The sequence below is a fragment of the Pandoraea oxalativorans genome, assembly GCF_000972785.3.
Lineage (GTDB): Bacteria > Pseudomonadota > Gammaproteobacteria > Burkholderiales > Burkholderiaceae > Pandoraea > Pandoraea oxalativorans.
This window is the reverse complement of sequence record NZ_CP011253.3, coordinates 1258716-1279647: the sequence shown is the minus strand read 5'-3', so window position 1 is coordinate 1279647 and position 20932 is coordinate 1258716. Positions and strand designations below refer to the sequence as shown.

General features: G+C 64.6%; 20 protein-coding genes and 1 pseudogene. 4 read left to right on the top strand and 17 right to left on the bottom strand.

All coding sequences use genetic code 11. The features are described from left to right. Positions 1-43 precede the first annotated feature (43 nt). Positions 44-1387, top strand: a complete 1344-nt coding sequence (locus MB84_RS05875; RefSeq protein ID WP_046293459.1) for an FAD-dependent oxidoreductase — start codon at positions 44-46, stop codon at positions 1385-1387. Between the two features lie 57 nt (positions 1388-1444). Continuing rightward, positions 1445-2308: an NmrA family NAD(P)-binding protein gene (locus MB84_RS05870; RefSeq protein WP_046291097.1), complete on the top strand. Its 864-nt coding sequence runs from the start codon at positions 1445-1447 to the stop codon at positions 2306-2308. A gap of 78 nt (positions 2309-2386) precedes the next feature. Here the strand turns inward: MB84_RS05870 and MB84_RS05865 are convergent, their stop codons facing one another. The 5 genes and pseudogenes from MB84_RS05865 to MB84_RS05850 all read right to left on the bottom strand — a co-directional run bounded on the left by MB84_RS05865 (position 2387) and on the right by MB84_RS05850 (position 8078). Next, positions 2387-3274: an alpha/beta fold hydrolase gene (locus MB84_RS05865; RefSeq protein WP_425415887.1), complete on the bottom strand. Its 888-nt coding sequence runs from the start codon at positions 3272-3274 to the stop codon at positions 2387-2389. Next, a complete protein-coding gene (locus tag MB84_RS31580; RefSeq protein WP_046293457.1) occupies positions 3249-4475 on the bottom strand; it encodes a glycosyl transferase family 8 in 1227 nt (408 codons plus the stop codon). The genes MB84_RS05865 and MB84_RS31580 overlap by 26 nt, the downstream gene beginning before the upstream one ends. Positions 4476-4739: 264 nt before the next feature. After that, positions 4740-5468, bottom strand: a pseudogene (locus MB84_RS31575) (tetratricopeptide repeat protein); the annotation flags it as partial. A gap of 148 nt (positions 5469-5616) precedes the next feature. Continuing rightward, on the bottom strand, positions 5617-6642 hold the full coding sequence (locus tag MB84_RS05855) for an ABC transporter substrate-binding protein (RefSeq protein ID WP_157122643.1): 1026 nt from the start codon (positions 6640-6642) through the stop codon (positions 5617-5619). A 131-nt stretch (positions 6643-6773) separates the two neighbouring features. Then, positions 6774-8078 (bottom strand): aromatic ring-hydroxylating oxygenase subunit alpha, encoded by a 1305-nt coding sequence (locus tag MB84_RS05850; protein ID WP_046291095.1) that lies wholly within the window; start codon positions 8076-8078, stop codon positions 6774-6776. 163 nt (positions 8079-8241) lie between these two features. Here MB84_RS05850 and MB84_RS05845 point away from each other — a divergent pair, with 163 nt between their 5' ends. Next, positions 8242-9198 (top strand): AraC family transcriptional regulator, encoded by a 957-nt coding sequence (locus MB84_RS05845; RefSeq protein ID WP_046293456.1) that lies wholly within the window; start codon positions 8242-8244, stop codon positions 9196-9198. Between the two features lie 109 nt (positions 9199-9307). Further along, entirely contained in the window at positions 9308-9853 is a 546-nt protein-coding gene (locus tag MB84_RS05840; RefSeq protein WP_046291094.1) for a glutathione peroxidase, read from the top strand. Between the two features lie 108 nt (positions 9854-9961). Here the strand turns inward: MB84_RS05840 and MB84_RS05835 are convergent, their stop codons facing one another. The 12 genes from MB84_RS05835 to MB84_RS05780 form a co-directional block, all read right to left on the bottom strand. Next, positions 9962-10933 (bottom strand): VOC family protein, encoded by a 972-nt coding sequence (locus tag MB84_RS05835; RefSeq protein ID WP_046291093.1) that lies wholly within the window; start codon positions 10931-10933, stop codon positions 9962-9964. Between the two features lie 45 nt (positions 10934-10978). Then, positions 10979-11944, bottom strand: coding sequence for a PDR/VanB family oxidoreductase (locus MB84_RS05830; RefSeq protein ID WP_046291092.1), 966 nt, complete (start codon positions 11942-11944; stop codon positions 10979-10981). Positions 11945-11989: 45 nt separating this feature from the next. Further along, entirely contained in the window at positions 11990-12445 is a 456-nt protein-coding gene (locus MB84_RS05825; protein WP_046293455.1) for a Rid family hydrolase, read from the bottom strand. A 27-nt stretch (positions 12446-12472) separates the two neighbouring features. Beyond that, positions 12473-13504, bottom strand: coding sequence for an aromatic ring-hydroxylating oxygenase subunit alpha (locus MB84_RS05820; RefSeq protein WP_046291091.1), 1032 nt, complete (start codon positions 13502-13504; stop codon positions 12473-12475). Positions 13505-13557: 53 nt separating this feature from the next. Further along, the gene (locus tag MB84_RS05815; protein ID WP_039400222.1) at positions 13558-13776 is read right to left on the bottom strand and encodes a recombinase-like helix-turn-helix domain-containing protein; all 219 of its coding nucleotides are present in this window, start codon (positions 13774-13776) and stop codon (positions 13558-13560) included. Then, positions 13776-14120 (bottom strand): hypothetical protein, encoded by a 345-nt coding sequence (locus tag MB84_RS05810; RefSeq protein ID WP_046291090.1) that lies wholly within the window; start codon positions 14118-14120, stop codon positions 13776-13778. The genes MB84_RS05815 and MB84_RS05810 overlap by 1 nt, the downstream gene beginning before the upstream one ends. Positions 14121-14139: 19 nt before the next feature. Next, positions 14140-15153 (bottom strand): ABC transporter substrate-binding protein, encoded by a 1014-nt coding sequence (locus MB84_RS05805; RefSeq protein WP_052652993.1) that lies wholly within the window; start codon positions 15151-15153, stop codon positions 14140-14142. An 86-nt stretch (positions 15154-15239) separates the two neighbouring features. Next, positions 15240-16736, bottom strand: a complete 1497-nt coding sequence (locus MB84_RS05800) for an aldehyde dehydrogenase (protein WP_046291089.1) — start codon at positions 16734-16736, stop codon at positions 15240-15242. A 13-nt stretch (positions 16737-16749) separates the two neighbouring features. After that, positions 16750-17568, bottom strand: coding sequence for an aspartate dehydrogenase (locus MB84_RS05795; RefSeq protein ID WP_046291088.1), 819 nt, complete (start codon positions 17566-17568; stop codon positions 16750-16752). Then, positions 17561-19213: a thiamine pyrophosphate-binding protein gene (locus MB84_RS05790; RefSeq protein WP_046291087.1), complete on the bottom strand. Its 1653-nt coding sequence runs from the start codon at positions 19211-19213 to the stop codon at positions 17561-17563. Before MB84_RS05790 ends, MB84_RS05795 begins: the two co-directional genes overlap by 8 nt. Beyond that, a complete protein-coding gene (locus MB84_RS05785) occupies positions 19206-20021 on the bottom strand; it encodes an SDR family oxidoreductase (RefSeq protein ID WP_046291086.1) in 816 nt (271 codons plus the stop codon). The genes MB84_RS05790 and MB84_RS05785 overlap by 8 nt, the downstream gene beginning before the upstream one ends. Continuing rightward, positions 20018-20896 (bottom strand): IclR family transcriptional regulator, encoded by an 879-nt coding sequence (locus tag MB84_RS05780; RefSeq protein WP_046293453.1) that lies wholly within the window; start codon positions 20894-20896, stop codon positions 20018-20020. Before MB84_RS05780 ends, MB84_RS05785 begins: the two co-directional genes overlap by 4 nt. Between the last annotated feature and the right edge of the window lie 36 nt (positions 20897-20932).

The window sequence follows — 20932 nt, the reverse complement described above, 5'->3', positions numbered from 1 at the left end:
CGAAGTGCCACTGCCGGCCGCCTCGGGACGGCCCATCGAAATCATGTCTGTCTTGCACGTCAACATCATCGGCGCGGGTCTGGGCGGCCTGTGCCTGGCGCAGGGCCTGCGCCGCGCGGGAATTTCGTTCGATGTCTACGAGCGGGACCCCGCGCCCGACGCCCGCTTCCAGGGCTATCGCCTGCGCATCGACGCCAACGGACTCGACGCCCTGACCGAATGCCTGCCCGACGGCGGCATCGACCGCGTTCGCGAGCGCGCGGCCGTCGCGCGGACCGGTGGGCGATTCGTCACTCCGCAACTCGAAGACGCCAAGGTCGTCTTGCCGCCCAGCTGGCACGACGCACATACCGATTCGGCCGTCACCGACCATCGCCAGCGCACGACGACCGGCGCCGCGCGCCCGACGCCGCATGCGCCCGACATCCCGGGCGACGTCAGCGTCCATCGCCAGACGCTTCGTGAAATTCTGCTCGACGGCATTCTCGATCGCGTGCATTTCGGCAAATCGTTCTCGCGCACGACCACGATTGCCGACGGCCGCCGCGTCGCCCATTTCGACGACGGCACGCACAGTTTGCCGGGACTCGTGATTGCGGCAGACGGCACTCAGTCCCGCGTTCGCGAATATGTGTTGCCGGGCATGGCCCCTCGCGAGACGGGCGACGTCTGCATCTACGGCCTCACGCCGCTGTCGACCGCCCTGCTCGTGCTGATGGACGCCCACGGCGAGGCCACCACGATGGAAGGCAGCACCGTCGTGTTTGCCGACGGGTTCGCCGTCATCGTCGAGGCGATGCTGTTTCGTCGCGCGCAGCGTGGCGATACCGTACCGCCGACGCCGTCGACAGTGCGCACGCCCGGCGAAATGCCGCTCACCCCGGTCTCCGATTACCTGTACTGGGCGTTCATCGGTCCGTCGCGAACGCTGCTCGGCCCTGCATACACCTGTGCGGAAATGCCGGACACTATGCCGCTCGCGCGCATCGAATCGATGGCCCAGTCGTGGCACCCGCATCTAGGCTCGCTGTTCTCGCACGCGGTGCCCGAAACGGTCCGCGTGTCGCCCGTGCGCAGCACCGCCAGCCCGCTGCCCTGGCAAATCGACGGTGTGGTCGGGCTGGGCGATGCGGTCCACGCGATGAGCCCCGCCGGGGGGCTTGGCGCAAACACGGCGTTGCGCGACGCCGCGCAACTGACCCGGCATCTGCGCACGGTCGCCGATGGCCATGTGCCGCTCTGGCAAGCCATCACCGCCTATGAGCGCGACATGTGCGAGCGCGCGAGAGAGGCCGTGCGTCTGGCTGACGCCGGCGCGGCACTGCTCAATGCACGGCGCGGCCCGTCCGCAGCGACGCAGCCATCCGCCGACCTGATGCATTTGTGAGACGACCGCGATACCGTGTTACTTTTACGGCAACGTTACTGCGCGTGAGGAGTGACTATGTACACCGTAATGGGTATCACGGGTCGCGTTGGCGGCGTGATCGGACACGATCTGCTCACGGCCGGGCTGCCACTGCGGGCCATCGTTCAGGACCCCGTCAAGTCGAGCCGATGGGCCACACTTGGCGGCGAGATTGCCGTTGCCGAGAACGGCGACGCCGATGCGCTGACCAACGCCTTTCGCGGCAGCGAGGTCGTCTTCGTCATGCTCCCGCCGAACGCCGACCCGGAACCCGACTTCTCCCACGCGCGGCACCTGATCGACGCCATCGTCAAAGCACTCGACGCCACGAACCCCGGGCGCGTCGTGTGCCTGTCGAGCATCGGCGCAGATTGCGAGACGCCCAGCCTGATTACCGCGCTGCGTCTGTTCGAAGAGGCGGTGCGTGACGTCCGCTCACCCGTGACCTTCCTGCGGCCTGCATGGTTGATGGAGAACTTCGCGTGGGACATCGCGCCCGCCCGGGAGCGTGGCGAGCTTCCCAGTTATCTCGCGCCGGTGGACCGCGCCGTTCCGATGGTGTCGACGAACGACGCCGGCCATTTCGCCGCGCGTGCGATGCAGGAAGATTTCGACGGCGAACGTATCTGGGAAATCGAAGGCCCGGAGCGTTACTCACCGGACGACATCGCCGCTGCGTTGGCACGCGCCCTCGTGCGAGACGTGCGCGCCGAGGCCGTACCGCGCGCGGGTTGGGACCCGCTGTTCCGGGCGCAAGGCATGCGCAACCCGCTGCCGCGCATCCAGATGCTCGACGGGTTCAACGACGGCACTTTCAAGTTTCGCGACAATGGTCAGCATGTCATGCGCGGAGACGTCACGCTGCTCGACGCGATTACCGCACTGGTTCGCGAAACGTAATGGCATGCGAATCGGCGTGGCAGCGTAGGACCGACGTGCTCCGCTCGGACGCCGCGCCATCGCGAACCTAACGTGAACCTAACGCGATGCGGTACAGACCGGCGTCTGTCCGAGTAACGCCGCCCAGCGCGAAGCCCATTCGCCATCATGAGCCAGCCCCGTCACAACGGATGTCGAAACACACGTCCCACCCACCGCCGTGGCAAAGCGCGCCGCCACTTCCGGGGGCACGACCGTGTCCTGAGCACTGCTGAAATGAATCTGCGCGATGTCGGCGACCTGCCGGGCAATTTCCATGGGATTGCGCGACGCGGGCATGCTCGATACGCGGTGCAGTCGATTGACGTATTCGACATCCAGATTGCCCGCGACCGTGCGCAATGACATCACGTCGCGCCGACGTGCCGCGATCAGCACAGCAATGGCCCCACCACCGGAGTAGCCGACCAACTCCAGCGGCTGTCGGGGGACGCGTGCGGCTAACCGACCGACAGCCGCATCCATCGCATCGATCACTTCAGGTGCGAATCGCTTGCCCGTCCAGTAAGTGACGCCACAACGCGGCTCTTCCTGCATCGGCGTGAACTGGCAAGGCCGCGCCAGATACGCGACGTTGGCGGACGCGTCCGCCGCCGCCAGCGCTAACCCGGTGGCCGCCACAGGCGTCGGGTCGAGCGACGGCTCCGAGCGGGACACCCACGCCAGGCCGTCGCCCTCGATGTAGATCCGTAACGGCTTGTCCGCACGTGTGATACGCGAAAACACAGTCAGGTGAAAATCGCCACCGGCGACAACCTCTCGCTTGAGTCCCGCCGCAGACGCCATCGCGTCGGCATGGGCGTTGCGATCGAGACTTGCGCAGCCGGCGCTCAGCAAGGCGATACCGCAGATGCCCGGCACCATAACCCGGCGCGCCCAGCGGGAGAGGCGCGCCGAGCGGTTACGCTTCGGGTTGTGCGCCATCATGTCTTTCGTGCCTCTCGTGCCTCTGGTGCCGCCACGCGGCAACAAACTGCTTCAGGGCCACGGCCATCCGGTCGATGACGGGCGACCATTGTGAGCGTGTCTGCTGACGGAACAATCGCATCCCCGGATACCAGGGCGAATCGTCGCGACCGAGCAACCAGCGCCAGTCGGGGACAAACGGCAGCAGCACCCAGACCGGCCGCCCCATCCCGCCGGCCAGATGCACCGGGGACGAATCGACCGAAATCAGCAAATCGGCGAGATGCAGAATCGCTGCGGTGTCCTCGAAGTCGCGGATCTCGTCGCTCAACGACACCATCTTCATACCTTCCGGCGGCGTTTGCGCCTGCGACGACGCCGGTCCCTTCTGGATCGAGAGGAACGTTGCGCCACTGGCCCCGAGCGGCGCCAACTGATCGAGCGATACGGACCGATTGCTGTCGTTCACATGCTCCGGGCGTCCGGCCCAGACTGTCGCGACCCACGGCCGGGGAACGTCAGTCAGGCGGGCACGCCAGTGGGCGATGCGCTCGGGATCCGCACTGAGATAACCGACATCGCCCGGCAAATCGGTGAGTTTGAGACCCATCGCCATCGGCAGGCTCATCAGTTCGCAATGCTGGTCGAAGGTGACCGGCAGCGTGCCGCGTCCGACGATGTCCGCCTCGCCCCACATCCGGCGGGCAATCGACAACGTTTCGGGATTCACTTCGAAGATCACTCGCGCCTGACTGCGCTCGCGTGCCCACCGCGCCATGCGCATGAACTGGAACGTATCGCCGTATCCCTGCTCGTCGTGGATAAGCAACGTCTGTCCCGGAATCGGCTGGCCGTTCCAACGCGGACGCTGGACTTTGCGCTCAATCGACTGCGTGTGTTCGAGGCTGTAGCGATAGCGGTACTCTTGCCAGCCTCGCTCGAAATCGCCCAGCAGAAGCAGCGATTCGGCCAGATCGAATCGGTTGGACAAGTCGCCGGGGACCTGACGCGCGAGCATCGCCAGCACGTCACGACCAGCCTCGGCTTTACCTTGCGCGCGCAAGGCCATCGCGAGCAGACGCCACATCGACATGGGCGCAGCGCCTGCCGCCACGACATCGCGCAGCAACGCCTCCGCGCCTTCGAAATCCTGCGCCGCGATGCGCTCTGAAGCCGCTTGATGAACGGATGCGCGATCGTGCGACGTACCCGCTTGCGACATCTGCGATACCTGCGAGATCTGCGACGCCTGCGCGTCGGGTGCCTCGCAGGCATCACGTCTCGCGATATCCGCTTCGACCGCCGCCAGCGCCGCCTGCACGTTGGTGCTTTGAGGCAGCAACCCGGCGGCGGCTCGCGCACTGACGAGCGCTTCGTCGAGGCGTCCGACCAGACGCAGCACGCCGGCGCGTGCCGTCAACGTCGATGGGTGCTGCGCGGCGAATGCCGACATCACCTCAACGACTTGCAACGCCGCCGCGACATTGCCGCGCGAGAGTTCGATATCGGCCAGATTCCGATAGGCGTCGACAAAATTGGGAGATATTTCAATGGCCCGGCACGCCAGTTCCGCTGCCTCGTCGAACCGTTTCTGCAAGCTCAACAGCGACGCCAGATTGCTATGCGTATCGGCACGCTGGGGATCACGTTCCAACGCGCGCCGATAATGCGCTTCGGACACGTCGAAATGCCCCAGCAGTCGCGCGGTATTCCCCAGGTTGTTCTGCGCATCCGCCGACCCCGGCTGAAGGTCCCCCACGCGCGTCAAACACGCCATGCTCTGTTCGAGCTGACCGGATTCCTGCAATGCGATGCCCAGGTTGTTCCATCCGGGCGCGAACGCGGGATCGATTTCGACGGCGCGACGCCCCGCCGCCACGGCGTCCGTCAGACGCCCCGCCTGGCGATACATCTCCGCGAGATCGGACCAGCATGCCGCATGCACACCGGGTGCCCGACAAGTGGCTTGCAGATGCTCGATCGCCATGTCGCGCTTGCCGTAGGCATGCGCCATCAGGCCCAACAGATAGTGCGCGTCGGGGTGTTCGGGAGCGGCATCCAGTACACGTCGGCACAGCGTTTCGGCCTGTGCCGCCTGTCCGGCTTGCCAATGCGAATTCGCCAGCGCAATCGCCTGCGCAAAAGTGAGCGTCCCGGCGGCATCGGGCGACGACGACGCACCGTTGGGCGACGCGGAGGAAGAAGCGGAGGACATCGGATGACGTTCGGGAAGTTCGGGAAGCCGTGGGCACTGCACGATACTTCCACGGCGGTCGCCGCCATGTCAATGACTGCGACCGCCAATGTGATGCCGCCATCATTCCATGCATTAGCTTCGCACGCCGATTCAACGTACATGTAGCTTACATTTTCCCTGGAATAAACTGATTCGTATAAAGCGACTCTATCGGCTGTGCGGCGCGCACTACCTTTTTATCGACGTACGAGTTGTGAACGTGGGATACGATTGCCAGATCGAACTCGCCCGGACGCAATCGACTGGGGAACACATACTTGGCGTAGTAAGTCAGCACCTTCGTCACGAAATCGAGCTTATCCGCATACGACGGTACAGCCGCCACATACGCTTTGGAGGCGGCCACCGGATCGGCTTCGATCTCCGTCATCGCCTTCATCGTCGCTCTGACGAACTTGGCAATCGTCTTCGGATCCGACGCGATCTTCTTGTCCGATGCGATGATCGCCTGTCCCATCCCCGGCGTCAGTTGATCCGTCGGCCGATAATGCACCTTGACACCCGCCGCCTCGACGCGAGCCCCCCACTCGGGCGTTCCGACAAGCCCGTCGGATCTGCCGTTGGCAACGTCCTGCCAGACACCGTTCGGCCCCCCGGCGTAAATCGTCACATCGCTCTTCGTCAACTTTCCCGCCGCGAGAATGCCGAGCGTGACGTAATACGACGTATCCTCATACGACATGACGGACAGCGTCTTGCCCTTGAGATCGCTGGCCTGCGCGATATTGCGGTCGGCGCGCGTGATGAACTGATGGAGCGGGTGACCGCCAAGCAAGGCAACCGCCTTGACGTTCACGCCGTTGTTGCGCAACAGGATGGGCGTGTCCCCGAGCGCATCGCCCAAGTCGCCATTGCCTGCTGCCAGTTGTTTGCCAACCGCCGCACCGCCGTGCACCGCAATCCAGCGGATCTTCAACCCCTCCTGCGCGTAATATCCCTTGCTCTGCGCAAGCATGAACGGCGCAAAGGCCAGCTCGCCCGGCGGTGCGGCCAGCAAGAATGTCACCTCTTTCTCCGGCGCACCGGCCTGCGCCTGAGCCGAACACACCGTCCCCGCAACGATCCCCGCCGCCAATATGTTGCGCAGTGCCCGAAAGCCCCAGGCCGTCCAAACGTTCCGTTTCAGGTTCACTTTGTCCTCACGTTATTGAAGTCTTGTTTCGGATGCACCACATCAGTCACATCGTTCGCAGCTCTGTCGGCGCGCACCGTGCATGCCGCGCGCGTCTGCTTCGCCGCTACTACGCCTGTGCGAGGCGCCGACTACGCCTCGGGTTCACCGGCCCCGTGGACCGTAAAGAACTTCGCTCCGCGCATCTTCTGGCCGACGGCTTGCTCATACGCTTCGCGAACCTCGTCGGGCTGCCCTGCCTGTCCGAAGAAGTCATGCAGGTAAGGGCCGAGTAGCGGATGCGCGGCGAGCGCCTCACGCGTCAAGCCTGTGAGCATTTCCTCTCGGCAGGCCGAGGGCAGGAACACACGTTCGTTCCTGGCAGGATCGGTAATCAGTCCCTTCGGGACGGCGCCACCGGCGACGGCTTCGAGTTCTTCGAAGAACTTCCGGCGCATCATCACGATGCCGCGATCGCTCGCCCCCAGTGTCTCTTTCGAGCGGTCCGTAATGCGGCCTTGTCCGACCCACGCGGCAAAGTCCTGATTCGCGACGTGCGACGTAATCCAGTCACCGTTCTCGTCGTATAACGGGCCGTACCACGTCGGGATACGGGACTGGACATACGGCTCCTGCTCCTTCGGTACACGGTTGAAGACCCAGAACACCGACAGCGTGTTTTCGTCGTCAATGGGCACGCGCCACTCGAAGTGGTGTCCGAGATAGAACGCGTTCGGCCACAACGTGACACGTCCGACCGTCCACATCACGTTCTCCTCGGTCTCCGCCGCGCGCAAACGCTTGTAGACGAAGCCATGCTCGAACTCTTCGTACGCCGCTTTCAAATGCGTGGGCACATAGGCGGCCCCGGCGTCTTGCTGACGCGCCGTCCAGTTGTTATGCGTCCACTCGAAATGCACCGGGTCGATGGAGTTCTCCTGGCACTGGAACCAGTTGCAGGGAATCTCGGCCATGACCACCTGAGCAAAACCGTGCTCGTAGCTGAACGGCTCCCAATCGGGCAACTGCGGGGCGGGGAGCGGCCCCATGTAGGCCCACAACAGTCCGGCCTTCGCGCGCACTTCGTAAGCGGTGATTCGCGTCTTCTGACGCAGACGGGCCTGCGGATCGACGATTTCTTCAAAGGGTTGATGCGTGCACGCGCCGTCACGTCCGAACTCCCAGCCGTGGTACGCGCAGCGCAAGCCGCATTGCTCCACGATGCCGAAGGCCAGATCGGCGTTGCGGTGCGGGCAGCGTCGCTGCACCAGTCCGTAGTGGCCGGACAAGTCCTTGTAGAGGACCAGGTCTTCGCCGAACAGGCGAATCGGGCGCACGGCCTTGTCGTCGAATTCCGAGACACCGGCGACCGGATGCCAGTAACGGCGCAGATAGTCGCCCATCGCGGTACCGGGGCCGACTTCGGTGAGAAGTTTGTTCTTTTCTGGACTAAGCATGATCGAGTCGCAAGTGGCGGGAGATGCAACGATTTTTGATCGCAAGACGCGCGCAAGGAACTACCGCAAAATCCAATTGAGTTGCCGTTCGTCTCAACCGTACGAATTCCTGTCGATTCAGTACCGACACGCATGGCCGCCCCACAAAAACAAACGAGACGTCATGGATCAACTGAGCGAAGTTCTGGCAGATTTGCACGCCACCGCCGTCGTGACCGGCCATTTCACATTGCATGCACCCTGGGCGTTCGATAAGGAACCTGTGCAGGGCATCCCCTTCCGGATCTGCAGGGGAGCGTCGTGCTGGCTGCACGTCGACGGAGAAAGCCCGGTGCTGGTTCGCGAGGGCGACGTCGTGTTGCTGCCGCATGGCAGCGCGCATCGCATGTCGAGTACGCCGGACGTCCCCGCCGTGCCGTTCAACGATCTGCTTGCCGAGCGTGGCATCACGCCACGCTCCGATACGCCGCTGGCAATGATCGTGGGTGCCGAAGGTCCCGCCTGCGAGTTGCACACGGCCATCGTCGGATTCGCCTCCGCGCACCGGCATCCGATCTTCGCCATCCTTCCGCCCGTCATTCATATCCGGCACGACGACCCGGCCGTCGCCCCATGGTTGAAAGCGACGCTACAGAACTTCATCGAAGAGTCGATGGCGTGCAAACCGGGCTGGATGATCGCGGCGGCACGCCTGTCCGACGTGCTGTGCGTGCAGATGGTGCGCGCGCATGTCTTGCAGAATGAACGCGTGGGTGCCCACTGGCTCAAGGGGCTGCTGGACAAGCAGGTCGGCCGCGCGGTGCTGGCCATTCACCGTGAGCCGTCGCTGCACTGGGATGTGCGCAAGCTGGCCGAACTGGCCGGGATGTCGCGCTCACGCTTCGTTGCGCGCTTTACTGCCCTTGTCGGCACGGCCCCTATGGCGCACCTGACCGGCGTGCGTATGCACCTCGCAGCCGAGGCGCTCGCCACGCGCACGCTGCGCGTGGCCGAGGTTGCCGACAAGGTCGGCTACGTCTCCGAGAAAGCCTTCTCACGCGCGTTCAAGCGCTGGGCGGGCGATACTCCGCGCGCGTTCGGTCAACGCACACGAGACCTGCTCGATAACCAGATTCATTGACGTCCAGCCGACACTCAGCGCGCCGACCGGCCTTACGCTACACTCGGCGAATTGCCCCGACAGCCATTCACGGGCCGCATGTGCACCACTCAAAGGACAGGAAATTTTCATGAGCACGAATATTGAAACCATCGCCGTCAATCGCAACGACGGCGCCGCCGCCTCGCTGGGCGATTACGCAGGCAAGGTGCGTCTCGTTGTGAACGTCGCATCGAAGTGCGGTCTGACGCCGCAATATGAAGGACTGGAGCGTCTGTACGAAGACAAGCGCGCCGCAGGTCTGGAAGTACTGGCGTTCCCCGCCAATAACTTCAAGGGACAGGAACCGGGCACCGATGCCGAGATCCTCGACTTCTGCACCACGCAATACAACGTCACGTTCCCGCTGTTCGCGAAGATCTCGGTGCTGGGCGACGACCGCCACCCGCTGTACAGCGCACTGGTCGACGCCAAACCGGAAGCCACCGGCGAAGGTCCGTTCCGCGAGCGTCTGAAGGGCTTCGGTGTCGAGCGCGACAACCCCGCCGACGTGCTGTGGAACTTCGAGAAGTTCCTGATCGGCCGCAACGGTCAGGTCGTGGCCCGCTTCTCGCCGGACGTCAAGGCCGACGACCCGCGTCTGGTCGCCGCCATCGACGCCGAACTCGCGAAGTAACGCCGCATCGCCTGAAAACGCAAAAGGGGGCGATGCGTTGCGCATGCCCCCTCGTGCCGCGTCGTTTCCCCCCGGATTCGACGCGCTGCTACAACGCTGTGCCAGTACTCAGCGCTTGGCCGTATCGGTCATGAACTTGCCGGTCGGCGCTTCACCGCCTTTCTTCTGACGGCGTGTATTGCCGTCCAGCCCGCCGTCCACGGCCCACTCCGCGAACACCGTCGGTCCCGGCTCGAAGTCGCGCGGCTGCCATTCCGGTGTGAGGATGTCCTCGTCGGCGTAATACTCGATAAGCGCACCGCACGGATTCTTGAAGTACCAGAAATACGCCGATGAAATCGGGTGACGGCCCGGCCCCAACTGCGTTTCCCAACCGCACCGGTCGATATGCATGCCTCCGCCGAATACCTCGTGGATGTCACGCACCGTGAACGCCACGTGATTCAGGCCGCACTTGCCGTTAGGCAGCGCCAGCAGGAACAGGTCGTGGTGGCCACCGTGCGGCGCGCAACGCATGAACGCGCCGCGATCCGGATACCGGTCCGACAGCTCGAAACCGAGCTTGTCCTCGTAGAACTTCTGCGTGGCGGCGAGCGCATTCGTGAAGAAGACCACGTGGCCGACCTCGATCGGCTGCGCACGTTCGTACACCGGACTCGGCGTATTCACGCGCTGCGCGGGGAGTCCCCACGGATTCGTCGGCGCGCCCTGCACGTCCAGCGCACGCTTGGCGCTCACTTCGACGCGCACGGCCAGACCGTTCGGGTCGATGCAACCCGCTGCACCGTCCTCGAAGAAATAGCCCGGCTGATCGGCGAGACGCTCGGCGATAGCCGCCACTTCGTCTGCGCGGGTCACCCCCCACGTCACTTCGCGCAGCGTCGGCCCGTCTTCCATGGCGGGCGGCAGCGACGGATCGTCGTGACGCACGGCGAGCACGCGGCCACCGTTGAGCGTTTCGAAGCGCACGCCATTGGCATCGGCGGCGATCTCCGTCAGGCCCCAGTCGGCCAGAAACCGGCGGCAGGTGTCGAGGTCGGTGACCCCGTAAGTGATTTGTTCGATGCCCAGAATCGTCATGGCAGTCTCGGGAAAATCGGAAGTCTCGAATAAATGAAGAGGCGCTCAGAGATCGAGCGTCAGACGCTCGCCCTTGCAACCGGACACGCAGATCATCATGACCTTGTTCCCGGCGCGCTCCGACGCGCTCAGCACGGAGTCGCGGTGATCGGGGCAACCTTCGAGCACGCGCGTCTCGCATGCCCCGCAAACGCCTTCCATGCAGCTGTGCTCTGCGTCGATACCTGCGGCGAGCAAGGTATCGAGCAAGGTCGCGCCCGCAGGCACGGCAATCTCCTTGCCCGACTTCGCCAGCGTGACGACGTAGCCCTCCGACGTCGCGGGCGGCGGCGCGTCCGGCGCGGCCGCGAAGCGCTCGGTGTGAACGTTCGCAATGCCCGCATCGGCACACGCGACTTCGAAGGCGTCGAGCATCACACCCGGGCCGCAGCAATAAGCGTGCGTACCCGCGGGCTGATTGGCCAGAAATGCTGCGAGCGACGCGGGCTTGCCGTCGTGCTGATCGTCGAAGTGATAGGTGACGTCGCCACCCAGCCCATTCAGTTCTTCGACGAACGCCGCTTGCGGTGCGGTGCGCGCGCAGTACATCAGCTTGACGCTGCGACCCAGCGAACGCAGACGACGATACATGCAGAGAATCGGCGTCACGCCGATGCCGCCTGCGACCAGCACCGAATGCGCTGCGGTCTCGTCCAGTGCGAAGTGATTGCGCGGGGCCGAGATGTCGAGCGTCATGCCGACACGGAAGTTCTCGTGTATGAAACGCGAGCCGCCACGACTCTTGGGGTCGGCCAGAATGCCCAGCACGTAGCGGTTTTCGTCGTCCGGCGTATTGACCAGCGAGTAGCTGCGCACCAGTCCGCTCGGCAGGTGCAGATCGATGTGCGCGCCGGGCGTGAACGCCGGGAACGGTGTGCTGCTGCCCGCCGCAGGCACGAGTTCGATGCTCATGATGCCCGCCGCCTCATAACGAAGCGTGCGCACCATTGCCGACAGGGTTGACTTGCTCATAACGCCGCTCTCTGATGTTGCTGATTGACTTGACGTCCGCCCGGCTTAACTTGCGATGGCCGCGACAGACAAATCGATGTCGAGACGTGCAAACGCCTCGATCTCCACACGCAGTTCCGGAAAGACCAGACCGCTGACCGCCACGAGCGTCGAACACGGATAAGCGCCGCCGTTTGCCGCGACGTCCGCGAAAAACTCGCGGCGTGCGCGGCCGACATCATCCTTGTCGGCGATATCGGTCACGTACACGACAAGCTTGTAGACGTTGGCAAGACGGCCACCGCCAGCCTCGACCAGCGCGCGGATTTTGCCGAGCACCACCATCGTCTGCTCGTAAGTCGTCAGCGGCTTCTCGGCGTCGCGCGTAGCGGGATGCGCAGTCATCCCCGACATCAGGATTTCGTTACCGAATCGGATGCCATTGCTCCATGTGGCCGTCGCGAGATCGGGCACGGCTTGCGCACGAATGCGTTCGGCTTTGATGGCGGAAGGGTTTTGCATGGTCGCGTCCATTAGGTTGCCGACGGCTTACGCCTTGCCCGGTTGCATGCGCTCGAGTTCCGCCTTCGCCAGATTCTTCAGATGGCGGCGCAGGCGCACGATGCCCATATCGTGCTGATACAGATGTTCGTTCTGGTTGGCGTCCGGCTCCATGTCTTCGAGCATCACGCGGTCCTGCTCCAGCACGTTCCAGTGACGCGCTTCCAGACGATTGCGATACAGGAAACGCCACGTATCGCGCTGCCATCCGTCGAGCTTGCGGCAGCGCCAGTGGAATACGGCGGCCAGCGTCGGCGAGATCGGCGTATAGCTGCCCACGATCACGAAGTTGCCGCCGGGGCCGCCCGTCTTCGGGTACGGAATTTCCAGACGCATCCAGTGCGTGCCCGTGTCGGCCCATTCGGTCCAGTCGAAGTTCACATCGCGCTGGCCTTCCTTCTCGAACACGAAGCCACGGTCGGTGTCGCGAATGCGGAACGCCGCCGTGTTGTCGCCCTCGGCCATCGAGTGCGACTGCTTGTGCAGATACGTGCCGTGCATCGGATCCATGACGTTATCGAGCACATAGCGGTAATCGCCCTTCCATTCCGTGTAGCAGAGGAACGACGAAAATGCGCCATCGGCGTCGAGTTCTTCCGGCAGCACGAGCGGCGGCGGCGTCTCGATGTTTTCGGTCGCGTTGTACAACCAGATCGCGTCGTTTCGCTCAACGATGTGATACGCCTGCGTCGGACGCGAGCCTTCGAGCTTGCAGCCCGGGCTGCCCGGCACACGCATGACCGTGCCGTCGCAGCGCACCTGCACGCCGTGATAGCCGCAGGCAATGCGGTCGCCCATCACGATGCCCTTGGAGAGCGGCGCGCCACGATGCGGACAATGATCGTCGAGGGCATGCACCTTGTTGTCCTGATCGCGCCAGAACACGAGCTTCTTGCCCAGACGTCGCAGCGAGACCGGCTCGCGGCCGACCATGTGCGACGGACAAATCGGGTACCAGAGGTTCTTCAGGCCGCGCTCAAGCACGGCGTCGGCGGTGAGGATGGGTTGTTGCGTAGTCATGGGGGACCTCCATCGCGAGCGCCGCCCGAGCGGCCATCGCGCTATATGATGTTTTACTCTTCGGCCAGTCGTGCGATCTGCGCTTTGTAGACGTCTTCCGTCCACACATCGCCTTCCTGCGGGCCGGGGCCGGTGCGATTCAGGTAGGCCACGAGGCCCGCCAGATCGTGCGTGCCCGATGCGTAGGCGCGCTCGATGGCGTCGCCCAAGAGGCTTTCGTATTGCGTCGGCTCATGACGACGCGCTTGATGCGGTTCCAGATAACGGTCCATCACTTCCCTCCATTGCGCACCCGCTCGCGAATACGCGCGTGCACGGGTACAAAGTCGTACGTCGGATAGCATTCGGTGCGAAACACGCCCCAGGCCGAGCGCTCCAGTTCCACGTTCACAACCGGCAGCAAATGCGGTGGCAGCGCCAGCGTGACGATCTGGCCGGAGCCCATCGCCACTGTCCACGACACCACCCTGACCCCGGCGGGCGGGAATCGCTCCCACCATTCGGCGGCCTTCAAGCGCTCCTGAAAATCGTCGAGATTGTTCGACTGATCGTGACGCAGGAACACCGTCAGCATCATGGTCTCGGATTGGGCGGCGCCCGGTGCGGTTTCGCTCATTGCTCTGTCGCCCTCTCGCTTACTGCACGAACTGGTTGGTGAACAGGTCTTCCGGCTTGGACTTCTCACGAATGACCTTCTCTTGTGCGTAGAAGTCCTGCAACTTCGTCACACGCGCCGGATCGAACGCGCCCAGACGTTGCTGGCCCGGATACACATTGCGGGCGTAGTACGTGAGGATCTTCTCGATCTCGGCTTCCTTGCCCTTGTATGCCGGCACGGCGGCGCAGTATTCCTTCGCAGCGCCCGCCGGGTCGCGCATGATTTCTGCGACCGACTTGACCGTCGCGCGCACGAACTTGCGGATCATCTCCGGCTTCTCGGCGATGGTCTTGTCCGAGGCCAGGATCGCCTGTGCCATGCCAGGGAAGTACTTGTCGGTCGACGTCATCGTGATCTTCACGCCAGCGTCTTCGATGTTCTGCGCCCACTCGGGCGTGCCGACCATCACTTCCGCCTTGCCCGTCGCCACCTGTTGCCAGACGCCCGCCGGGCCTGCGCCCTGAATGCGTGCGTCGTTGCGCGTGAGGCCGGCCGAGGCGAGCAGACCGAGCGTCGCGTAGAAGCCGGTGTCCTGATAGGCCAGTACGGTGATCGTCTTGCCCTTCAGATCGGCGGGCGACTTGATGTTGGCGTCATCACGCACGACCAGCTGGTGCAGCGTGCGTCCGCCGAGCAGCGCCACGCCCTTGATGGGAACGCCGTTCGGACGCAGCACGATCGGCGTGTCGCCCAGACCGCCGCCCAGATCGCCGTTACCGGAGGCGAGCTGCTTGCCCACGTCGGCGCCGCCCTGAACGGTCAGCCAGCGCACCGACAGACCTTCTGCCGCGTAGTAGCCCTTCTTCTCGGCCAGCATCAGCGGCGCGAAGGCCGGCAGATTCGCCGGGGCCGGGAGCAGATAGGTGATCTGCTGCGTTGCAGGCTGCTGCGCCATCACCGGTGCGGCCACGCCGCTGAGTCCCGCCACGGCACACAGACCCGCCGTCAGAAAGGCGCGACGCGCCAACGATGCACGGAAAATCGACAACATATCTTTGCCTCGCTCAAGTTTCGGATATCCGCGATGCCCCGTGCATCGCGGCTTGCCACTGTCATTGCCCACTTCTGCCGCCAACGTCAGACCCGGCCCGCCCAGGCGAGCGGGTTTTCGTTCAGGCCCCAGTAGAGGCTCTTCTGATTCGTGTACTCCAGCAGTCCCAGACGGCCCTTCTCGCGCCCCATGCCGCTCTCTTTCCAGCCACCGAACGGCGTCGAGATGGAGAACTGCTTGTAGGTATTGATCCAGACGGTGCCCGTCTCCAGCGCTCGGCCCACGCGCCAGGCACGCTTGAAGTCGCGCGTCCAGATACCGGCCGCCAGCCCGTAGACGCTGTCGTTGGCCTCGGCCAGCAGATCGGCTTCGTTCTCGAACGGCAGCACCGCCAGCACCGGCCCGAAGATCTCTTCCTGCACCATGCGCGCCTGATTGGTCAGGCCCGCGATGATCGTCGGCTGATAGAAGTAGCCGTTCTCGCGGCCGTCGCCCGCCGGACGCTCGCCGCCGCACAACAGTCGACCGCCCTCTTCCAGCCCGATAGCGACATAGCGCTCGATGGAGTCCCGATGCGACGACGTCACGAGCGGCCCCATCTGCGTGTCCTCGCGCAGCGGATCGCCCACGCGCAATTGCTTCGCACCGGCGACCAGACGCTCGACGAACGTGTCGAAGATCGCCTTGTGGACGAACAGGCGCGAGCCTGCGATGCACGACTCGCCCGACGAGCTGAAGATGCCATAGAGCACACCGGCCACGGCGTGATCGATGTCCGCGTCTTCGAACACGATGGTCGGCGACTTGCCTCCGAGTTCGAGCGACACCGGCATCAGCTTCTCTGCGGCGAGACGCGCGATGCCGCGACCGACTTCCGTGCCGCCGGTGAACGCCACCTTCCTGACCTTCGGATGACGCACGAGAATGTCGCCGATGACCGAGCCCTTGCCCGGCAGCACCGACAGCACGCCGCGCGGCACACCGGCGGCTTCGCAGATGCGGCCGAGTTCGAGCGATGCGAGCGGCGTGACTTCCGCCGGTTTGAGCACTACGGCATTGCCTGCGGCGAGCGCCGGGGCGAGCTTCTGGGCGTCAGAGGCAATCGGCGAATTCCACGGCGTGATGGCCGCCACCACCCCCAACGGCTCGTGCACGCTCATGGTCAGATAGTCGCCACGCGACGGCGTGAGCGTCTCTTCCAGCGTCTCCAGGCACGAGGCAAAGTAGCGGAACGTGCCCGCAGCACTCGCGACAAGCGCACGCGTCTCGCTGATCGGCTTGCCGTTGTCGCGTCGTTGCAGATGCGCGAGTGCTTCGGCGCGTTGCGTGATGCCATCGGCTACACGATGGAGCACGGCCGCACGCTGATGCGGCTTCAGGCCCGCCCAGTCCGCGCGACGCCATGCGGCGTCTGCGGCTTCGACCGCTTCGACGGCATCGTCCGCACCCGCAGCGGCGATCTCCGCGTTCACGCTTTCGTCCGCCGGATACAGGCTTTGATAGCGCTTACCGGTGCCGGCACGCCATTCGCCGCCGACCAGAATGTCGCTCGAAAACCCTTGCAGCAAATCTTGATGGCTCATGAGTCTGTTCCTGCTAGATCACACAGTTCGCGACGCGATTGCGCAGCGCGCGAATGGCCGAGTACGCGGTAAGCGCCGACGTCTTGGGGTTGTCCGGCAACGGCTTGCCGCACATTTCCAGCGACATTTCGCCGAACGCACCGCGCGCCACGATGTGATGCACGTTGCGGGTGCTGGTCGGGTCGGCGATCAGACGCACACGCGTCGCATCGAGCCCCAACCCGGCAATGGCCACAGTCGCCGCGACATTGGCGTTCTTCGGGTACAGACGCGCCGCATCCCGGGCGCTGCCCTCGAAGATCACGGTCGCCGTGGTGAGCGTGGCGAGATCGCAGACCTGCTCGGCGGGCGTGCCCTGCCAGCCCGTCGGCGGCTTGCGGCCCGTGTACAGCACCTCGTCCAGTCCGCCTTCACGGGCGGCGGCGATGGCGTCGATACCGCCAATCGCGCCTGAGAGCAACGTGACGGTCGACGCCCCCTCCTTCGCGGCCTGTTCGAGCGCGGCCAGCAGGTCGGTATCCGAGAGCGCGCCAATCGAGGCCACCGCACAGTCCACGCCCGACTTGAGCAGCGGTACGACGTGGCCCGACAGGGCGCTGTGTCCGGCGCATTCCAGAACGAAGTCCGGACGGCTCGAGAGCGCCTGCGCCGACGACACCACTTCGGTGCCCGCACGCACGCTGCCGCGTACGCGCTCGGCGGCGTCTTCGGGCACGATCACATGGCCCACGCGCAGATACGGGTCGCTCGCGCACGCTTCGTACACTTTCGAGCCGATCGCGCCGAAACCGATGAGCGCCACGTCAACCGGACGATGATTCAATTCATGCATTCGCAGGCTCCCGGACCGGCGGACCGGCGAAATGCGACGCAAAGTTGCCGACCGACAGCATGTCGACTTCGAGCAGCACCGGACCGTCGTAAGCGACGGCGCGGGCCACGGCCCCTTCCGCCTGATCGATGGACGTAATGCGCTCGTGCTTGAGTTGCAGGCTCGCGCAGAACGCGGCGAAGTCCGGCTGATGCAGTTGCACGTAGTGACGACGGCCGCCGTACTGCGCATCCTGAATATTGCGGATCACGCCGTAGCACTGATCGTTCATCAGCAGAATCACGACAGGGGCCTTTTCCTGAACGGCGGTCGCGAGTTCGCCCACGTTCACCATCAGGCCGCCGTCGCCGCACAGCGCGACCGTCTTCTTCGCATTGCCCGCGAGCGCGGCGCCAATGCCCATCTGCATGCCCTGACCGATGCCGCCACCGAGCGCGTGCACACCGGCCCGCGGCGAGAAGATCTTCAGCAGACGGTTGCCCCACGTGCTGTTCGAGATCGTGACGTCGCGCACCCAGTTGAAGTCGCGACCGAGCGCGCCTTGCAGCGCTGCCACGAGTTGACGATATGGGCCGAGGCCTTCGGCGACCTGCTTCACGGCGGCGTCGCGCGCGGCAGCGAGGTCGGCATGGAACGCCGGGTCGACCGACAGACGGCCTTGCAGACGGTCAGCCAGCGCATTGAGCACGCTGGCGGCGTCGCCCTGAATGAACAGGTCGTTGCGATAGCCACGGTTGTCGGCCAGTCCGTCGGCATCGATGCGATACAGCGGACGCGGCAGCGCCAGCTTGTACTTGAGCGTTTCGTTGCCACGCAGACGCGAACCGACGACGAGCACCGCGTCACACGTCTTGTAGAACTTCTCGACCGTCGGGTGAATGTTGAATGCGCCCAGCGTCGCGGCGTGGTCTTCCGGCACGATGCCGCGACCCTGCACGCTCGTCACCACGCCGAAGCCCATATCGACCAGACGCTTCACGGCAGCTTCCGCACCGCGCGCGCCGCCGCCCAGCCACAGCAGCGGACGATGCACCGATGCGAGCTTATCGGCCAGCGCAGCGACGCGCGCGTCGTCGTGCGTCGGCACGGGGATGTGCGGGGCGGACAGGTCGGTCGGCCATTCGATTTCAGCCGCCTGAATGTCGATGGGGATCTCGACGCTCACCGGTCCGGTCGGCGCGCTCAGCGCAGCGCGCACCGCTTCGCGCACCGTCGCGAGCGCCGTATCGACGCAGCGCACGCGATAGGCGGCCTTCGAGATCGAGTTGAGCATGCTCAACTGATCCGGGGCTTCGTGGATGTACGCGAGATCGCGGTCGAGGAATTCGGTTTCGATCTGGCCGGTGATATGCAACACCGGCGTGCCAGCCGTGAGGGCTTCGACCATCGCACCGGCCGCGTTACCGGCGGCCGTGCCCGTGCTGGTGAACGCCACACCCAGTCCGCCGGACACACGCGACAGGCCATCGGCCATGTTCAGCGCACCAGCTTCGCCGCGTGCGCCGACGTAACGGATCTTTTCGCGACGCGCGATGGCGTCGAGGATGGGCATGTTGTGAATCGAGATCACGCCAAATGCGGTCTGCACGCCGCACTGTTCGAGAAACGCCGCGATGACTTCGCCGACGGTGGTTTTGTTAGACATGTCTTGCCAAGCCTCCGGAAACATCGATGTGGCTGCCCGTCGTATAGGACGACTGCGGGCTAGCCAGGAAAAAGATCGCTGCGGCCGCCTCTTCAGGCTTGCCCAGACGTTGCAACTGGATTTGCTTCTTGCGCGCGAGTTCGCCGGTCCACTCCGGCCACGTCTTGCTATCGCCCGCTTCCTGCGCGGCGGCGTAGCGCCGACGCCACTGTCCCGACTCGACCAGTCCGATCAGAATCGAATTGACGCGTACGCCGTCGGGCGCGAATTCGCCCGCCATCGACCGCACGAGGTTCTGCACGCCCGCACGCGCCGACGACGTCGCGACCATGTGCGGCTCCGGTTGCAGCGCGAGCAGCGAGTTCACGCAGACGATGGCGGCGTCGCCCGTCTCGCGTGCAGCGTCGCGCAGCATCGGCAGGCAGGCGCGCGTGGTACGAATCACGCTGAAGTACTTCAGTTCGAGTTCTTCGCGCCAGGCGTCGTCGGTCGTGTCGGCAAACGTCGACACACGGCCCTGGCCCGCGTTGTTCACGAGCATGTCGAGACGACCGAATTCGCCGCGAATGCGCTCAGTGAGTGCCGCGACGTCGCCCTCGTCGAGGACGTTGCACTGCGCAGCGATAAGGCGGGCCTGCGGACGACGCTCACGCAGATGCGCTTCGGCTTGCGCCAGCCGCTCCGGGTTGCGCCCGCAAATGGCGACGGCGGCCCCGGCATCGAGCAGGCGCTCGGCGCTCGCCAGCCCGATGCCGGACGTGCCGCCCGTGACCAGCGCTGCGCGCGAGGAAAGGTCGATCTTGATCATTTGAGTCCCAGTGACTTCATGTAGGGGGTGGACTTGCCGTCGGTGCCGGGGCGGTAGTTCAGACGGTGCGAGAGCGCATCGGCCGCTTCGCGCACCTGACCGATCAGGCCCGCGTCGAGCATCGATGCGTCGATATTGGCGCGCGGAATCGTCACCGTAATGGCGGCGCAGATGCGGCCCACGTCGTTGCGCACCGGTGCGCTCACCACGCTGATGCCGCGCTCGAACGACGAGGCCGACACCGCATAGCCGCGCTCGGCGTCTTCGCGCACGCGCTCGAACAGTTCGGTGAGCGATTCGGGCGTCTGCGGCGTGAATTTCTCCAGCGTCTTCTCGGGATACAGCGCGCGCAGTTCGGTGAGCGTCAGATCGCCCATCAACACGTGACCGTGCACCGTGGCGTGCGCAGGCAGACGCGTGCCGACGTTGACCTTGATCGAATTGAAGACGCCCGCCACGCTTTGCGCCTTCGCCACGAACACGATGTCCCGGCCGTCGCGAATCACGATGTGCGACGTCAGTTGGGTGGCGTCGCGCAAGCGCTCGATGATCGGAATGCCGAGGTCGGTCAGTTCCAGCGAACTGAGGTATTCGAAACCCAGACGCAGCACGGCCACGCCCAGACGGAAGTTCTTTTCGCTTCCTGCGCGCTCAAGAAAGCCCATCGCTTCGAGCGTCTGCAACAGACGGAAGACCGTCGTGCGCGGAATGCCCAGCCGTTGCGACAGTCCCGGTGCACTGAACACCGGTTCGCGCGGCGAGAACTGCGTGAGGATGCGCAACCCGCGCTCAAGTCCCGGCACGAGATAGCGGGACTCGGCAGCGCCCTCGACCACGGTGTCGCCGTTGAGCGAAGCGTTTTGATCGTCCTGCATGGTGTCGTCTTCGATGAGCGCTTCGCGCTTCGGTGC

Coding starts and splice junctions, on each gene's coding strand:
- MB84_RS05790 (WP_046291087.1), bottom strand. CDS start 19,213: ATGTCTAACAAAACCACCGTCGGCGAAGTCATCGCGGCGTTTCTCGAA.
- MB84_RS05865 (WP_425415887.1), bottom strand. CDS start 3,274: ATGATGGCGCACAACCCGAAGCGTAACCGCTCGGCGCGCCTCTCCCGC.
- MB84_RS05810 (WP_046291090.1), bottom strand. CDS start 14,120: ATGAGCGAAACCGCACCGGGCGCCGCCCAATCCGAGACCATGATGCTG.
- MB84_RS05825 (WP_046293455.1), bottom strand. CDS start 12,445: ATGCAAAACCCTTCCGCCATCAAAGCCGAACGCATTCGTGCGCAAGCC.
- MB84_RS05840 (WP_046291094.1), top strand. CDS start 9,308: ATGAGCACGAATATTGAAACCATCGCCGTCAATCGCAACGACGGCGCC.
- MB84_RS05830 (WP_046291092.1), bottom strand. CDS start 11,944: ATGAGCAAGTCAACCCTGTCGGCAATGGTGCGCACGCTTCGTTATGAG.
- MB84_RS05875 (WP_046293459.1), top strand. CDS start 44: ATGTCTGTCTTGCACGTCAACATCATCGGCGCGGGTCTGGGCGGCCTG.
- MB84_RS05780 (WP_046293453.1), bottom strand. CDS start 20,896: ATGCAGGACGATCAAAACGCTTCGCTCAACGGCGACACCGTGGTCGAG.
- MB84_RS05785 (WP_046291086.1), bottom strand. CDS start 20,021: ATGATCAAGATCGACCTTTCCTCGCGCGCAGCGCTGGTCACGGGCGGC.
- MB84_RS05795 (WP_046291088.1), bottom strand. CDS start 17,568: ATGCATGAATTGAATCATCGTCCGGTTGACGTGGCGCTCATCGGTTTC.
- MB84_RS31580 (WP_046293457.1), bottom strand. CDS start 4,475: ATGTCGCAAGCGGGTACGTCGCACGATCGCGCATCCGTTCATCAAGCG.
- MB84_RS05845 (WP_046293456.1), top strand. CDS start 8,242: ATGGATCAACTGAGCGAAGTTCTGGCAGATTTGCACGCCACCGCCGTC.
- MB84_RS05870 (WP_046291097.1), top strand. CDS start 1,445: ATGTACACCGTAATGGGTATCACGGGTCGCGTTGGCGGCGTGATCGGA.
- MB84_RS05850 (WP_046291095.1), bottom strand. CDS start 8,078: ATGCTTAGTCCAGAAAAGAACAAACTTCTCACCGAAGTCGGCCCCGGT.
- MB84_RS05800 (WP_046291089.1), bottom strand. CDS start 16,736: ATGAGCCATCAAGATTTGCTGCAAGGGTTTTCGAGCGACATTCTGGTC.
- MB84_RS05835 (WP_046291093.1), bottom strand. CDS start 10,933: ATGACGATTCTGGGCATCGAACAAATCACTTACGGGGTCACCGACCTC.
- MB84_RS05805 (WP_052652993.1), bottom strand. CDS start 15,153: ATGTTGTCGATTTTCCGTGCATCGTTGGCGCGTCGCGCCTTTCTGACG.
- MB84_RS05815 (WP_039400222.1), bottom strand. CDS start 13,776: ATGGACCGTTATCTGGAACCGCATCAAGCGCGTCGTCATGAGCCGACG.
- MB84_RS05820 (WP_046291091.1), bottom strand. CDS start 13,504: ATGACTACGCAACAACCCATCCTCACCGCCGACGCCGTGCTTGAGCGC.